General features: G+C 67.8%; 14 protein-coding genes. 6 read left to right on the top strand and 8 right to left on the bottom strand.

The window, feature by feature from the left end; all coding sequences use genetic code 11:
• Positions 1–13: 13 nt before the first annotated feature.
• Positions 14–895: a fumarylacetoacetate hydrolase family protein gene (locus J3367_RS13180; RefSeq protein ID WP_024352164.1), complete on the bottom strand. Its 882-nt coding sequence runs from the start codon at positions 893–895 to the stop codon at positions 14–16.
• A 160-nt stretch (positions 896–1055) separates the two neighbouring features.
• Here J3367_RS13180 and J3367_RS13175 point away from each other — a divergent pair, with 160 nt between their 5' ends.
• Positions 1056–1745: a GntR family transcriptional regulator gene (locus J3367_RS13175; protein WP_230788450.1), complete on the top strand. Its 690-nt coding sequence runs from the start codon at positions 1056–1058 to the stop codon at positions 1743–1745.
• Between the two features lie 68 nt (positions 1746–1813).
• On the opposite strand, the gene J3367_RS13170 is transcribed toward J3367_RS13175, so the two are convergent.
• Entirely contained in the window at positions 1814–2512 is a 699-nt protein-coding gene (locus J3367_RS13170; RefSeq protein WP_024352166.1) for a haloacid dehalogenase type II, read from the bottom strand.
• 124 nt (positions 2513–2636) lie between these two features.
• Here J3367_RS13170 and J3367_RS13165 point away from each other — a divergent pair, with 124 nt between their 5' ends.
• Positions 2637–2774, top strand: a complete 138-nt coding sequence (locus J3367_RS13165; RefSeq protein WP_155898572.1) for a hypothetical protein — start codon at positions 2637–2639, stop codon at positions 2772–2774.
• Between the two features lie 58 nt (positions 2775–2832).
• On the opposite strand, the gene J3367_RS13160 is transcribed toward J3367_RS13165, so the two are convergent.
• A complete protein-coding gene (locus J3367_RS13160; protein ID WP_024352167.1) occupies positions 2833–4347 on the bottom strand; it encodes a putative bifunctional diguanylate cyclase/phosphodiesterase in 1515 nt (504 codons plus the stop codon).
• A 214-nt stretch (positions 4348–4561) separates the two neighbouring features.
• Positions 4562–5539 (bottom strand): LacI family DNA-binding transcriptional regulator, encoded by a 978-nt coding sequence (locus tag J3367_RS13155; RefSeq protein ID WP_024351541.1) that lies wholly within the window; start codon positions 5537–5539, stop codon positions 4562–4564.
• A gap of 305 nt (positions 5540–5844) precedes the next feature.
• Here J3367_RS13155 and araD point away from each other — a divergent pair, with 305 nt between their 5' ends.
• Genes araD through J3367_RS13140 form a run of 3 tightly spaced genes read left to right on the top strand, consistent with a single transcriptional unit; the run spans position 5845 to position 9262 of the window.
• Positions 5845–7587 carry an L-arabinonate dehydratase gene (gene araD / locus J3367_RS13150; RefSeq protein ID WP_024351542.1) on the top strand — a complete coding sequence of 581 codons (1743 nt, stop codon included), beginning with the start codon at positions 5845–5847 and terminating at the stop codon, positions 7585–7587.
• Between the two features lie 9 nt (positions 7588–7596).
• Positions 7597–8496 carry a dihydrodipicolinate synthase family protein gene (locus tag J3367_RS13145; RefSeq protein WP_024351543.1) on the top strand — a complete coding sequence of 300 codons (900 nt, stop codon included), beginning with the start codon at positions 7597–7599 and terminating at the stop codon, positions 8494–8496.
• Positions 8497–8551: 55 nt separating this feature from the next.
• Positions 8552–9262, top strand: coding sequence for a ribonuclease activity regulator RraA (locus J3367_RS13140; RefSeq protein WP_024351544.1), 711 nt, complete (start codon positions 8552–8554; stop codon positions 9260–9262).
• A 30-nt stretch (positions 9263–9292) separates the two neighbouring features.
• On the opposite strand, the gene J3367_RS13135 is transcribed toward J3367_RS13140, so the two are convergent.
• Genes J3367_RS13135 through J3367_RS13125 form a run of 3 tightly spaced genes read right to left on the bottom strand, consistent with a single transcriptional unit; the run spans position 9293 to position 12830 of the window.
• Positions 9293–10774, bottom strand: coding sequence for an FAD-binding oxidoreductase (locus J3367_RS13135; RefSeq protein ID WP_029703461.1), 1482 nt, complete (start codon positions 10772–10774; stop codon positions 9293–9295).
• A gap of 29 nt (positions 10775–10803) precedes the next feature.
• Positions 10804–11592, bottom strand: a complete 789-nt coding sequence (locus J3367_RS13130; protein WP_024351546.1) for an enoyl-CoA hydratase/isomerase family protein — start codon at positions 11590–11592, stop codon at positions 10804–10806.
• Entirely contained in the window at positions 11589–12830 is a 1242-nt protein-coding gene (locus J3367_RS13125; protein ID WP_029703463.1) for a CaiB/BaiF CoA transferase family protein, read from the bottom strand. The genes J3367_RS13130 and J3367_RS13125 overlap by 4 nt, the downstream gene beginning before the upstream one ends.
• A gap of 422 nt (positions 12831–13252) precedes the next feature.
• On the opposite strand from J3367_RS13125, the gene J3367_RS13120 reads away from it, so the two are divergent.
• Entirely contained in the window at positions 13253–13963 is a 711-nt protein-coding gene (locus J3367_RS13120; protein ID WP_009208061.1) for a GntR family transcriptional regulator, read from the top strand.
• 93 nt (positions 13964–14056) lie between these two features.
• Here the strand turns inward: J3367_RS13120 and J3367_RS13115 are convergent, their stop codons facing one another.
• Positions 14057–15226: a fumarylacetoacetate hydrolase family protein gene (locus J3367_RS13115; RefSeq protein WP_024351548.1), complete on the bottom strand. Its 1170-nt coding sequence runs from the start codon at positions 15224–15226 to the stop codon at positions 14057–14059.
• Between the last annotated feature and the right edge of the window lie 22 nt (positions 15227–15248).

Raw genomic sequence — 15248 nt, 5'->3', positions numbered from 1 at the left:
CCCATTGTTGTCGTTACTGGCGGACGGGATTCTCCAAGGTCCCGAGCCCGTCGATCGTGACCGCAACGCGGTCGCCGTCGGCGAGATAGCGCGGCGGGTCGAAGCCGATGCCGACGCCGGCGGGCGTGCCGGTGGCGATGATGTCGCCCGGCAGCAGCGTCATGGTGGCCGTCATCGTCTCGATCAGCGTCGGAATGTCGAAGATCAGATCGGCGACGCTGGCCTTCTGGCGGGTCTCGCCATTGACCGTGGTGGTGACGGTCAGCCTGGTGACGTCCGGCACCTCGTCGGCGGTGACCAGCACCGGGCCCATCGGCGCGAAGGTGTCGATGCCCTTGCCGATCACCCACTGGCTGTGATGGCGCTGCAGCTCGCGCGAGGTGACGTCGTTGATGACGACATAGCCGAAGACATAGTCCATGGCGTCGGCCTTGGAGACGCCGAAGGCGCGCTTGCCGATGACCACGCCGAGCTCGCCCTCGTAATCGACGGTGCGGGTGCGATCGAGGCCGGCCTCGATGGTCGCGCCGGGTCCGATGATCGCCGACAGCGACTTGGTGAAGATGACGGGCGCGACCGGGATGGCCTGCTTGCCGCCGGAATCGAAGCCGCTGTTGTGAAACTCGGAGGCATGCTCGCGGTAGTTCTTGCCGACGCAGAAGATGTCGCGGCGCGTCTCCGGCAGCGGCGCGAGAATGGTCACGTCGGACTGCGAGAGGCGCTCGGCGCCATTGGCCGCCTTGGTCTTCCACGCATCCAGCAGCTCCGCGTCGCCCTCGGCGATGCGCCGCACCGCAAGGCGGGCCGCCGCGCCGGTCTCGCAGACCACGATCTCGTTCCCATCCAGCAGGCCGGCGCCCGGAACACCGTCCCGTTCGAATGTCAGCAGCTTCATTTCCGCGATGCTTCCTTGTTTTATCGATAAAACATGCAAACATATGGAAAGTGACGGGTCAAGCGGCGTTGTGCCGGGAGCCCGCGGATTGCCAAGTCGGCGCAGAGCCGGCATGCGGGGCGCCAGCGAAGGAAAGGCTGCCACACTCATGGATCTGGACGTGTCGACGCGCCCCCTGAAACCGGACACCGGCATGACGCTGACCGACGCGGCCTACCGGCAGCTGCGAACCGACATCATCGCCGGGGTGCGGGCGCCGACGGAGCGGCTGCGGATCGAGCGGCTGAGCCGGATCTACGAAGTCGGGCCGACGCCGTTGCGCGAGGCGCTGCAGCGGCTGGCGGCCGACGGGCTGGTCATCGCCACCGGCAATCGCGGCTTCGCGGTGGCGCCGCTCGATGCCGACGAATTCGAGGATCTCAATACCGCCCGGACCGCCATCGAGCTGCAGATGCTGCGGATGGCGATCGAGAAGGGCGACGCGATGTGGGAATCAGGCGTCGTCGCCGCGGCCTACCGGCTGGGCAAGCTGGACGACCGGATCATGTCCGACGATCACGAGACCCTGTCGGAATGGGAGACCGCCAACCGGGACTTCCACTACGCCACGGTGTCGGCCTGCGGGTCGAAATGGCTGCTGCATGTGCGCAGCCTCCTGCACGACCAGTGCGAGCGTTACCGCCGGGCCTCGGTCGACCTGAAGCGCCACGAGCGCGATCTGGCCGAGGAACATCGGCAGATCGCCGCGGCGGTTCTGGAACGCGATGCCGACCGGGCCAGCGATCTGGTGGCGGCGCATTTCGAGCGCACGACGCGGTTCCTGGTGCAGGTGCTCGGCGCGCGGGCATGATCCTGCCGCGGGGCAGGGCGGTATGGACTTGCGGCGACAGCCAGCGCGCGGCCTTGGCCCCTTAGACCTCAGCCCTTCGGCGCGAAGCGCTGGATGATGGCGTCAGCGATCGCGCCGAGATCGGCAGCGACGATGTCGGGCCTTGGTGTTTCGGGCGCGTGCAGCACGGCGTTGCCGGGCCGGGTGACGAGCGCGCCGTAACAGCCGGCAGCCTGCGCGCCGATCGTATCCCAGACATGACAGGCGACGAGGCAGAGATCGCCGGTGGCAACGCCATGCGCCTCGGCGACGAGGCGATAGGTCTCGGGCGCCGGCTTGAACCGGCCGACGCTGTCGACGCTGTGGGATGCCTCGAAGAACTCTGCGATGCCAGCCTTGTCCAGCGGGGTCGGCGCGGCCGACGGCGGCGAATTGGTCAGGGTGACGAGGCGAAAGCCGGCGTCGCGCAGCTTCGCCAGCGCCGGGGCGACGTCGGGATGGGCCGGCATGCTGCCGATCCGCCGGCGCAGTTCGGCGACATCGTCATCGCCGACGGCGACATTCCGGGTCTCCCCGACCATGCGGATGACGCCCGCTGCGATTTCCCCGAAGGGCGTGTAGCGGCCCGACAGGGTCAGCGTCTGGGAATAGAGAACGAGCTGGGCGAACCATTCACGCATCACCGCCGCATCGCCGAAGACCCGTTCGAACAACGGCTCCAGCGTGGTGATGTCGAGCAGCGTCTCGTTGACGTCGAAGACGATGATCGGCGGAACCCGGCTGATCATGGCGAAACGCTCCCTGGTCGGCGCCGATCCTCACCGGATCGGCATCCCTTCTAGATGGGCGCTCCCTTGCAACATCCAGCCCGGCACCTGATCTGCGTCACAACCGGACACAAGGATTGCGATCATGATGCAGGACAATGAAATGATGATGGATTCCGGCCCGATGGGCTGGATGATGGGCGGCATGGGGATCGGCGCGGTGCTGGTGCTCGCCGTCCTGGTGCTGGGGGTCTTCGCCCTCGTCAAATATCTGCGGAGCTGACGACGCCGGCACGCAGCTGCGGCCGACCTGATCGGGCGTCCGACGCGGGATCGCCCGGTCAGGCCGCCTCGGTCGCGCGGATCCTGACGGGGCCGCCGCGATCCAGCATCGCCTGGATGTCGGACCATGGCTGGGGCCGGGCGAAGTAATAGCCCTGCAAGAGCTTGCAGCCGGCGGTGCTGGCCAGCAGCATCTGTTCGGCGGTCTCCACGCCTTCCGCGACGATGGCGAGCCCCATGGCGTTGGCGACGCTGGCAAGGGCGGTGATGAGCACGTTGTCGGCCTCGCTGTCCCCCAGCTTGACCACGAAGCTGCGGTCGATCTTGATCGAATCGATCGGGAAGGCGCGGAGGTACGAAAAGCCGCTGTAGCCGGTGCCGAAATCGTCGAGCGAAATGCGCAGGCCGAGGGCGCGCAGCGCGGCGAGACGGCGAATGACGCCGTCATTGGCGTTCATGGCGACGGATTCGGTGATCTCGATGACGATGCGCCTTGCCGGCATGCCGGTTTCGGCCAGCACGCGTTCGACCATCGTCACGACGTCGTCGCGCTTGAGCTGGCTGGCGGAGAAATTGACGCCGATGGACAATCGGTCCGTTTCGGCGCCATCCCGGCAGGCGCGGCGGAACACCCATTCGCCGAGCAGGTCGATGAGCAGCGATTGTTCGGCAATGGGGATGAAGTCCACCGGCGGAATGATACCACGCGACGGATGGCGCCAGCGCACCAGCGCCTCGCAGCCATGCAGCTTGCCCTCGGCGGTGACGATCGGCTGATAGGCGAGTTCCAGCTCGTTCAAAAGGATCGCGGCGCGCAGCTCGCGCTCGATATAGCGGGTGTGCTTCTGGTCCCGGAGCATCTCGTTTTCGAACAGGGTCGCCTGGGCACGGCCGTTCCGCTTGCTCTGGTAGAGCGCGAGGTCGGCATATTGCATCAGCTCGTCGAACAGGGCGGTGTCGCCCGGGCCGAAGGCGATGCCGATCGAGGCCGACAGGTTCAGCGGTCGGCCGGCGTGATAGGCGGTGTGGTCGAGCGCGATCAGGAAGCTCTCGGCCAGCCGGGTGGCCGCTTCGGGCGAGGCGCATTCGGTCAGCAGCGCAAATTCGTCGCCGCCGACCCGGCCGATGAGGCTGCCGGGGAAGACGCGTCGGGCGACCGTCGCCAGATGACGCAAGGCGGCATCGCCCATGTCGTGTCCGTAGGCGTCGTTGATCTGCTTGAGATAATCCATGTCGACGAGGAGGAGCGCGTAGCCGCCGGATGGGGGCGCGATCTTGAGCTGCGCTCCGCAACGGATGATGAAAACCCGGCGGGTCAGTGTCCTGGTGACGCCGTCGCGCTCGTGGATCAGCGCATTCTGGCGGTCCGTGGCGTCCTTCTGGCGAACCAGTTCGGTCTCGAGGCGATGCTGCCGGCATGCCCAGAACAGGGCGATGACGGCGACCGCGGTCGTCGCGGCGAGGATCCGGGTATGCCAGAGATCCTCGCTGCCGGCGCCGGTGAGCCCCAGAACGGACAGGCCGATGATGGCGAGAAGCCAACCCACCATCGAATAATGGCTGATCCGCATCATGGCGCGAGGGTCGCGAAAACCGGACAATTCATTACCCTGACAGTTGCATTTGCGACTTTGTGCAGGACGAACTCATAAGACCGGGTAAACAGTTTGTGATGACCTCATGACAGTTCACGTTCGGTGAATCGTTCCTTATCGGCCCGCCCTGTCTGCCGGACGTCCGTCGCGCGGTTTCTACCGGCGGCCGCCGCGCAACCGTTGGTTCTTCAGGCTAGGCGGATGTGCGCGCCACGATCCGGAATCCGAGATCGGTGACGGGTGCCTGCGGGCCGGTGCCGTCGAAACGGGCGAGGATCGCTTCCGCCGCGGCCCGCCCGAAGGCCGGCCGATCGACCCGCACGGTGGTCAGCGCCGGCTCGACATGGGCGGCAAAATCCTGGTCGCCGAAGCCGATCACGGCGATGTCCGCCGGAACGGCGAGCCCGCGCGCTTTGGCTTCGATCAGCACGCCGTGGGCCAGAAGGTCGGAGCTGCAGAAGACCACCCCGCCAGCGAAACCACGGGCGTCGATGAGTTCGGCAAGGCCTTGCCGGCCCCGTTCCAGGCTGGCCGGGCCATCGAAATCGACTGTCTCGATCGCCGTCTCCGCGGCGGGGGCGAAGCGCGCGACGAAGGCCGCCTTGCGACGTGCCGCCCGCTCGTCGTCGGCCGACACCGTGCCGGCCCTGACGTAGCCGGCCGAGATGGCATAGTCGGCGGCCGCGCGCCCGGCCTCGGCATGGGAAAAGCCGACGCACAGATCGATGGGCGAGTCGGTGATGTCCCAGACCTCGACCACCGGAATGCCGGCGCCCAGCAGCATTCTGCGGGCCCGCGGCGTGTGGTGGATGCCGGTCAGGAGCATGGCGTCCGGCCGGCGCGACAGATGCGTCTCGATCAGCACCTCCTCGTCGGCCGGATCCAGCCCGGTCTCCGACAGCAGGATCTGGTAGCCATGGGCCCGGATCCGCTCGCTGAAGGCCTTGATCATCGCGGCGTAGACGATGTTGGTGATCGACGGCACCAGGGCGGTGATCAGCCGGCTACGCCGCGAGGCGAGGGCGCCGGCCAGGGCGTTGGGGACGAAGCCGGTCACCGCGATGGCCTCGCGGATCTTCTCCAGCGTGGCCGGCGAAACCTTGGACGGATCGCTGAGGGCTCGGGAGACGGTGACCTGCGAGACGCCGGCGAGCCGTCCGATCGTCGCCATGGTGACCGGACCGCCTCCGGGAGGCGCGCCTTTCGGCGGTGGAGCCTGATCGTCCGTCAATCGCCTCGTCTCCACCTCTCGTCCCGACACATGGGTCAACTGTCAGCTTCGCGCGGCCGGCTGGCTCGCCGTGGACTGGACCTTCGCGCCCGCATCCGCCGTGCCTCAGCGCCAACATGTATACGCATTCGGCTTGCTTTTCCATCTTGGTATCGGCAGCTGTGCTGCGCCGCCCGCTTCGTTGACAGCTGGTTTATGTAAGCGCATACATGCCGCCGAAATATGCTGCCGAGGACGAGGAAACCATGGCCGAAACCCGCCGGAAGACGCCGGACACGCTGCGCAGCGCGCGCTGGTTCGCGCCCGACGATCTACGCAGCTTCGGCCATCGCTCGCGGATGATGCAGCTCGGCTATGCGGAAGAGGATTTTCGCGACAAGCCGATCATCGGTGTCCTCAACACCTGGTCGGAGCTCAATTCCTGCCACGGCCATTTTCGCGAGCGCGCGCAGGACGTGAAGCGCGGCGTCGCCCAGGCCGGCGGCTTCGCCGTCGAACTGCCGTCGCTGTCGGTGGACGAGAGCTTCACCAAGCCGACCTCCATGCTCTACCGCAACATGCTGGCGATGGAGACGGAGGAGATGATCCGCTCGCACCCGCTTGACGGGGTTGTGCTGATGGGCGGCTGCGACAAGACCACGCCGGGTCTCGTCATGGGGGCGCTGACGGCCGGCGTGCCGATGATCTACCTGCCGGCGGGGCCGATGCTGCGCGGCCATTATGCCGGCAAGATCCTCGGCTCGGGATCGGATGCCTGGAAATACTGGGACGAGCGGCGGGCCGGCAACATCACCGACGAGGAATGGCTGGGCATCCAGGGTGGCATCGCCCGTTCGGTCGGCACCTGCATGACCATGGGCACCGCCGCGACGATGACGGCCATCGCCGACGCGATGGGGCTGACCTTGCCGGGCGCCTCGTCGATCCCGGCGGCCGATTCCGGCCACCAGCGCATGGCCTCGGCCTGCGGCCGGCGGATCGTCGACATGGTCTGGGAGGATCTGACACCGGACCGGATCGTCACCGCGGCGGCGGTGCGCAATGCCGCCATCGTCGCCATGGCCACCGGCTGCTCGACCAATGCGGTCGTCCACATCATCGCCATGGCGCGCCGCGCCGGAGTCGAGCTGACGCTGGACGATCTCGACGAACTGGGCCGCACGACGCCGCTGATCGCCAATGTCCGCCCCTCGGGCAAGGACTATCTGATGGAGGATTTCTTCTATGCGGGCGGCCTGCGCGCGCTGATGAAGCAGCTCGAGGAACGGCTCGACACCTCCTGCCTCACCGTCACCGGCCAGACGCTGGGCGCATGCCTTGAGGGGGCCGTCGTCTACAATGACGACGTCATCCGGCCGCTGTCCAACCCGGTCTATCACGAGGGCTCGCTGGCACTGCTGCGCGGCAATCTCTGCCCGGACGGGGCGGTGATCAAGCCGGCGGCCTGCGACCCGCGCTTCCATGTGCATGAGGGGCCGGCGCTGGTCTTCGATTCCTATCCGGAGATGAAGAAGGCGATCGACGACGAAAACCTCGACGTGACGCCAGACCATGTGCTGGTGCTGCGCAATGCCGGGCCGCAGGGCGGGCCGGGCATGCCGGAATGGGGCATGCTGCCGATCCCCAAGGCGCTGATCAAGCAGGGCCATCGCGACATGCTGCGGATTTCCGACGCGCGCATGTCGGGCACCTCCTATGGCGCCTGCGTCCTGCATGTGGCACCGGAATCCTTCGTCGGCGGCCCGCTGGCGCTGCTGAAGACCGGCGATATCGTGCGGCTCGACCTGCCGAACCGGCGGCTCGACATGCTGGTCGACGAGGCCGAACTGGAAGCGCGCCGCGCGGCATGGACGCCGCCCGAGCCCCGCTATGGCCGCGGCTATGGCTGGATGTTCTCGCGCCACGTTACCCAAGCCGACAAGGGCTGCGACTTCGACTATCTCGAGCGGGGCTTCGGCCCGGCGGTTCCCGAACCCGACATCTTCTAGAGGGCCGCGATGCGCCACGATCTCGATACGGCCCTTGCTGGCATTTCCGGCATTCTGGTCACGCCCTATGACGCCGCGGGCGACGTTGCGCCGGCGAAGCTGGCGCCGATCCTCGACCGGGCGCTGGCCGCCGGCGTCCACATGCCGGTGGTCAACGGCAATACCGGCGAGTTCTACGCCCTGACCACCGACGAGGCGGTGACCATGGTGCAAGAGGTCGCCGCGCTGGTGGACGGGCGGGCGCCGCTGCTTGCCGGCGTCGGGCGCGGCATCCGCGATGCCTGCCGGCTGGCCCGCGCTTCGGCCGAGGCCGGCGCGACCGCGTTGATGATCCACCAGCCGCCGGACCCGTTCGTCGCGCCGCGCGGCACCGTCGACTATGTCCGCGCCATCATCGACGCCTCCGGCGGCCTGCCGGTGATGCTGTATCTGCGCAATGATGCGATCGGCACGAAGGGCATCGCCGCGCTTTGCGCGCTGCCAGGCGTCAAGGGCGTGAAATGGGCAACGCCCAACCCGATGAAACTCGCCGAGGCGATCGCCGCCTGCGACCCGTCGATCACCTGGGTCGGCGGTCTCGCGGAAGTCTGGGCGCCGGCCTTCTACGCCGTCGGCGCGCGGGGCTTCACCTCGGGGCTGATCAATGTCTGGCCGGAACGCTCGATGGCGATCCATGCAGCGCTGGAAGCTTCCGACTACGCGGCCGCCCGCGACCTCATCGCCGGCATGCGCGCCTTCGAGGAGATCCGGGCCGAGGAGCTGAACGGCACCAACGTCACCGGCGTGAAGGCGGCGCTCGCAGCGATGGGCGACGATTGCGGACCGACACGGCCGCCCTCGGCTTGGCCGTTGACCGAGGCGCAGCAGACCCGCATGACTGACTTCCTGACGACCAACGGCCTGATCTGATCCCGTCGGCGCCGTTCCCGGCGTCCAACCAACGCACCGGAGCGAGACCCTGGCGATGAACGAAGCAACACGGCAGAAACTGATGGGCGTCTCGGTGGCGACGCTCGCCACTGCGCTCTACAAGCGCGGGCTGCGCAGCCAGGTGATCCAGGAGGTGCATCCGGTGGCGCCGAAGGGCCGCAACATGGTCGGCCCCGCCTTCACCCTGCGCTACATGCCGGCCCGCGAGGACCGCAACCAGCTCGCCGAGTTCCGCAAGCCCGACCATCCGCAGCGGGCCGCGATCGAGGCCTGCCCGTCGGGCCATGTCATGGTCATCGACAGTCGCAAGGACCCGCGGGCGGCCAGTGCCGGCGATATCCTGATCACCCGTCTGATGGTGCGCGGTGCCGCCGGCATCGTGACCGATGGCGGCTTTCGCGACGCGGCGACGATCGGCGGCCTCGACATGCCGGCCTATCACACGCGGCCGTCGAGCCCGACCAATCTGACGCTGCACGAGGCGATCGAGATCAACGGCCCGATCGGCTGCGGCGACTCGCCGGTGTTTCCCGGCGACGTCATCGTCGGCGACGACGACTGCGTGATCGTCATTCCGGCGGATATCGCCGACGAGGTCGCCGACGAGGCGGTGGAGATGACCGCTTACGAGGATTTCGTCATCGAGCGGGTGCGCGAGGGCGAGACAATCATCGGCCTCTATCCCTGCACCAAGGACGAGCACCAGGCCCGCTTCAAGGAATGGCGAGCGAAGAACGGTCGCTGATCGCGCGGCCGCCGAGCCGCACGGTTTGCTCTAGCCGAGGCTTCTGACATCCGCGCCGTCGCGCGGCGAGGTGAGCTGGCAGCCGGGATTCATCAGATCCGCCGGGTCGAGCAACTGCTTCAACCCGCGCAGCAGGGTCTCGTGCACCGGCGAGCGCCGTGCTTCGAAGTCTCCGCGCTTCAGACGTCCGATACCGTGTTCGGCGCTGATGCCGCCGCCATGGCGGTCGACCACGGCGTTGAGGATGGTCTTCGCCTCGTAGAGCATGGCGTCGCGCGCCTCCCGCTCGAGGCCGCGCGGCGGGATGACGTTGAGGTGGATATTGCCGTCGCCGACATGGCCGTAGGCGACAGGCAGGCAGTTCGGCAGCTTGCGGCCGAGCTCTTCGATGGATTGCGTGATGAATCCGGCGACCTGCGACGGCGAAACCGACAGGTCGGTGCGCAGATGCGGGCCGCGCAGCGCCTGTCCCTCGATCATCCCCTCGCGGATCTGCCACAGGCCGGCGGCCTGGCGTTCGGAGGCGGCGAGCACGCCGTCGATCACCAGGTCCCGCGTCATGGCGGTTTCGAGGAAGGCCTCGACCATGGCGCGCAGATCGATCGGGCCGGTGGCGGCCACGTCGATCAGCGCATAGGCCGGCGCGTCGGCGATCTGCGGCGGCACGAAGTCGGCGTCCGCCTCCTTCGCGAAGGTCAGGCCCTCGGGCGGCACCAGCTCGAAGGCCGACAGCAGGTCGCAGCATTCGCGCCGCGCCAGCGCATAGAGCGCCATGACGTCGTCGAGGGAGCGCAGCGCCAGAAAAGCGGTCTCGCTGCGCGTCGGCTTCGGCACGAGGCGCAGCGCCGCGCCGGTGATGATGCCGAGCGAGCCCTCGGCGCCGATGAAGAGCTGCTTCAGGTCGACGCCGCTGTTGTTCTTGCGCAGGGTGGAGAGGCCGTTCCAGATCGTGCCGTCGGGCAGCACCACCTCCAGGCCGAGGATCATCTCGCGTGTCATGCCGTAGCGCAGGACATTGATGCCGCCCGCATTGGTAGCGATGTTGCCGCCGATCTGGCAGGAGCCCTCGGCGGCCAGCGACAGTGGGAAGAGCAGGTCCTGTTCGGCCAGCGCCGCGTTGATCGCGGCAAGGATGCAGCCGGCATCGACCACGGCGGAGAAATCGTCGGCGGCAATGGTGCGGATGCGGTTCATGCGCTCCAGCGTCAGGACGACATGGCCGGCCGCATCGGTCGGGAGGCCGCCCAGCACCAGCCCGGTATTGCCGCCCTGGGGTACGATGGCCAGACCGGCCGCCGCGCAGGCACGCACCAGCCGCGAGACTTCCTCGGTATCGGCGGGACGCAGCACGGCCAGGGCGCTGCCCTCCACGTCGCCATGCCAGTCGCGGCAATAGCGCTGCATGTCGACCGGGTCCGACAGCACCGTCTTCGGCCCGAACTCGGCGAGCAGTTCGGCCCGAATGGCGTCCGGGGCGGGCTTCGCATGTGTCTCGGCGATGGATGCGGTCATGGATGGTCCTCGCTGGTCCCGGCCGATGCCTAGCGGCCTTCCCAGGCCGGCGGTTTGCCGCTCAGGAAGCCGGCGACCCCGGCCTTGAAGTCACGGCTGCCGTAGCATGACGCGATGAGATCGTCGCCGTCGGCGCCGGGGTCCTCGGCAAGGCGCGCAATGGCGGCCTTGCTCACCCGCAGTGTCAGCGGCGCGTTGGCGAGGATGGTATCGCAGAGGCGGGTGACGGCATCGTCGAGCGCGTCCTTCTCGACGATCTCGGCGAGGAAGCCGCAGGCGCGCGCTTCGTCGGCATCGAGGATCTCGCCCAGGAGCAGCATGCGCTTGGCCCGGGCGGCGCCGAAGCCGGCGACCAACCGGGCATAGTTCGCCATGGACAGGCAATTGCCGACGGTCCTGGCGATGGGCACGCCGAAGCGCGATCCGGCGGTGGCGATGCGCAGATCGCAGACGGCGGCCAGATTCAGCCCGCCGCCGACGGTCCAGCCGTCGATCGCCGCGATGGTCGGGACGGGGATGCGGGCCAGCGCCAGCGTGTGTTCCTCCATCTCGCGCTCATAGGCGATGCCGTCCTCGCCGGTCTCGAAGCCGGAGAAGATGCGTACGTCCGAGCCGGCGACGAAGGCCTTGCCGCCGGCGCCGCGCAAGACCACGGCCCGCAGCGTGGCATCGGCCTGCAGCTCGTCGCAGATGGCGTGGAGCTGCCCGTACATCTGCCGCGTCATGGCGTTGCGGGCGGCCGGGCGGTCGAAGGTGACATGGGCGACGGTGCCGCGCCGCTCCAGCGTGACGGCCCCGTCGGCGTCGTTGGCACTCATTGCGAGAAGGCTCCGCCGCCGGCCAGTTCGTCGTAGCGGTCCGACAGACCGAGTTCATCGACGAGGTCACGGGTGTGCTGGCCAAGCAGCGGCGGCGGATAGCGCACTTCCTGCGGCGTGCCGGACAGCTTGACCGGGAAGCCGAGTGTGTTGATCTCGCCTTCCACCGGATGCTCGACCTTCATGACCATGTTGCGGGCCGCGACATGGTCGCTCGCCATCACCTGGGCATAGTCGTTGATCGGCCCGGCCGGCACGCCCGCGGCGATGAAGGCATCGACCCAGTGGTCGACGGTCTCGGTCTTGAAGACGGCATTCAGCTCGGCGACCAGCGCCGGCAGGTTCTGCAGCCGGTCGCGATTGTCCCGGAAGCGCGGGTCTTCGGTCAGGTCCATGCGGTCGATGACCTGGCAGAAGGTCAGCCAGATCTTCTGGTTGGCAGCGCCGACGACGAAATGGCCGTTGGCGGCGGCGAAGGCCTGATAGGGCGCGCTCATGCGGTTGGCCGTGCCCAGCGGCTGCGGCGAGCGGCCGGTGGCCCACAATTCGGTGCTCTCCCAGACCGAGAGGCCGAGCGCCGCCTCGAAGAGCGAGGCATCGACATACTGCCCGCGGCCGGTTGCCTGGCGGCCGATGATAGCGCTCAAGATGCCGTAGACGGCGAGGAGGCCGGCGCCCAGATCGCCAATCGGCACGCCCGACTTGATCGGTTCGCCGCCGGGAATGCCCATCGCGCTGATGACACCGGACATCGCCTGGGCGATCAGGTCGAAGCCCGGACGCTGCGACCAGGGTCCCGTCTGCCCGAAGCCGGAGATGCTCGCATAGACGAGCCGCGGATTGCGCTTCGACAGGGTTTCGTAGTCGATGCCCAGCCGCTTGGCGACGCCGGGCCGGCTGTTCTCGACGACGATGTCGGCGGTCTCGACCAGCGCGTAGAAGAGTTCGCGCCCGGCCTCGGTCTTCAGGTTGATGGTGACGCTGCGCTTGTTGCGGTTCAGCGCCAGGAAGCCGGGGCTGTCCTCGCCCTTCATGCGGAAGCCCATGGAGCGGCGGGTCTGGTCACCGCCGGCCGGTGGCTCGACCTTGATCACGTCGGCGCCCATGTCGCCGAGCAGCATACAGCCGAACGGTCCGGCCATCACCTGACTGAGATCGAGAACCCGCAGTCCTGCCAGCGGCAAGGGCCGGGCGGCCTCCTGCGTCGCCGCGCGGTCGTCCGGTGCCGGATTGTCCATGCTTTCCCCCCTGATGCCGGGCGGTCGTGCCTGTCGTCAGGCCGCCGCCGCCGCTCCCACCGCATCTGGTATGCAATATCGGGCAATGGCAGGTCAACGGGCATAATCTCTGGCGGCCCATGCATCGTATTCTCGATGCGGAGGCTGATATTGGCATACAATGGTGCTCGTGCGGTGATGACAGAGGGTGGGAAGATGTGGCCCGGACGCCTGAACCCCTCGGAAAATCGAATCCGGACCCGTTTTACGTCCCATGCCGTCTGCCACTTTGGTATGGAACGCGGCCTGCGGCGACGTGAACGCCGCGAACCGTGCTATGCTGGGTGGCAAATGCACGGGGCCGACCCCGGCAAACGGGCATTCACGGATGGGGCCGAACCGCGGGAACGCGGTGCAGGCGGACAAACGGCGACAGAGCGACGATGACCAAAACGCAATCCGCGGTGGTGACCGCGTTTCCCCGCCGGGTCGATGCGACCCCGTCGCAGGATCTGAAACCGGCCCTCGTCGCCAATCGCATTCGCGAAATGATCCTGGAAAGCCAGCTTCTGCCGGGCGAGCCGGTGCGCGAGCGGGCCCTGTCGGAAATCCTGCAGGTGTCGCGCACGCCGCTGCGCGAGGCGCTGAAGATCCTGGCCTCGGAAGGGCTGGTGAAGCTGCATCCGCGGCGCGGCGCCACCGTGGCGGTGCTCGGCGCCAATGATGTCCGCCATCTCCTGGAATTTCTCGGCGGGCTCGAGGCCTTTGCCGGCAAGCTGGCATGCCGCAATGCCACGCCGGAGGAATTGCGGGAGCTGCGGGCGCTGCACCACGAGATGCTGGCGTCCTATCTGCGCGGTGATCGCATCGGCTATTTCGATCGCAACCAGCAGATCCACCAGGCGCTGGTGCGCTGCGCCATGAACCCGGTGCTGGCCGAGCACCACAGGGTGGTGAACGCCCAGCTCTATCGCATCCGCTACGAGTGCAATTTGAAGACCAACCGCTGGGAGGCGGCGATCAAGGAGCACGAGGCGATCCTCGACGCGCTGGAAGCGCGCGACGAGGCGGCGATCGAGAAACTCCTGGAAACCCACGTCCTGAAGGCGTTCGACCTGATGCAGGCGGCCGGCGACTTCGCCAAGGCGAAATAGCCGGGCCGCTGGGTCGGGCTGATCAGGACCAGCTAACCGGAGCCGGACACCGGGCCGGCCAGGGAATCGCCCCGGACCGGCCGATGAGGCTGGTCAGGTGCGTGGGGTGCCGATGAGGCCGCGGGCGGCCAGATTGCGCATCAGCTGGGTGATGCCGAAGGTCCACTCGGGCGCCTTGTCGGTGTGGGTGACCGTGTTGACCAGCCGGCCGAGGCGCGGGCTGGCGATCTCGACCGTGTCGCCCAGCTTGTGGGTGAAGCCCTGGCCGGCGACGTCACGATCCTCGACCGGAGCAAAGAGCGTGCCCAGGAACAGCATGAAGCCGTCGGGATACTGGTGGTGGCGGCTGCAGGTCTGGGCGACGAGATCCAGCGGATCGCGACTGATCTCGCGCATCGAGCTACGCCCTTCTAGGACGTAGCCGTCGGTGCCGGTGACCGTCAGGTCGAGCTCGGCGGCGCGCACGTCGTCCATGGTGAAGCGGTCGTCGAACAGCCGGATCAGCGGGCCGATGGACGAGGAGGCGTTGTTGTCCTTGGCCTTGCCGAGGAGCAGCGCGCTGCGGCCTTCCACGTCGCGCAGATTGACGTCGTTGCCGAGCGTCGCGCCGACGACCTCGCCGCGCGAATTGGCGGCCAGCACCACTTCCGGCTCCGGGTTGTTCCAGGCCGAGGAGGGCAGGATGCCGATCTCGGCGGCATGGCCGACCGAGGACAGGACCGGCGCCTTGGTGAAGACCTCGGCATCCGGGCCGATGCCGACTTCCAGATATTGCGACCAGTAGCCGCCTTTCTGCAGGACTTCCTTGGCGTGGCTCGCCTCGGGTGAACCGGCCTTGATGTCGGAGAGGGCGCCGCCGATGACCGCGGCGATCTCCTCGCGGATCGCCTTGGCACGGGCGAAATCGCCCTTGGCGCGTTCCTCGATCACCCGCTCGACCATGGAGCGCGCGAAGGTGACGCCGCAGGCCTTCACCGCCTGCAGATCGCAGGGTGCCAAGAGATGCGGGCGGGTCGAATCCGACGGGGAAGCCGACAGGATCTCTTCGGCGGACCAGCTCTTGCCGCCGCTCGCGCTGGCGAGGCGGGCGACCGGGTCCTTCGTCTCGAGAAGCTCGGACATGGTCGCGGCGACGGCCGAGACATCGACGAAACGGTCGCCCTTCAGGACGACGACGGTCGGGCCGGAGACTTCGGGATCGTGGATGCGGCCGACGAGGATGGCATCGCCATGGTCGGCGGGAAGATAGTCGGACAGTGTCATGGCGGGCTTCCTGTTGGCGGCG

It is taken from the genome of Aurantimonas sp. NFXS3, from assembly GCF_049132005.1.
GTDB classification, from domain to species: domain Bacteria; phylum Pseudomonadota; class Alphaproteobacteria; order Rhizobiales; family Rhizobiaceae; genus Aurantimonas; species Aurantimonas coralicida.
The sequence above is the reverse complement of the archived record's forward strand: the minus strand, read 5'-3'. Positions and strand labels throughout refer to the sequence as shown.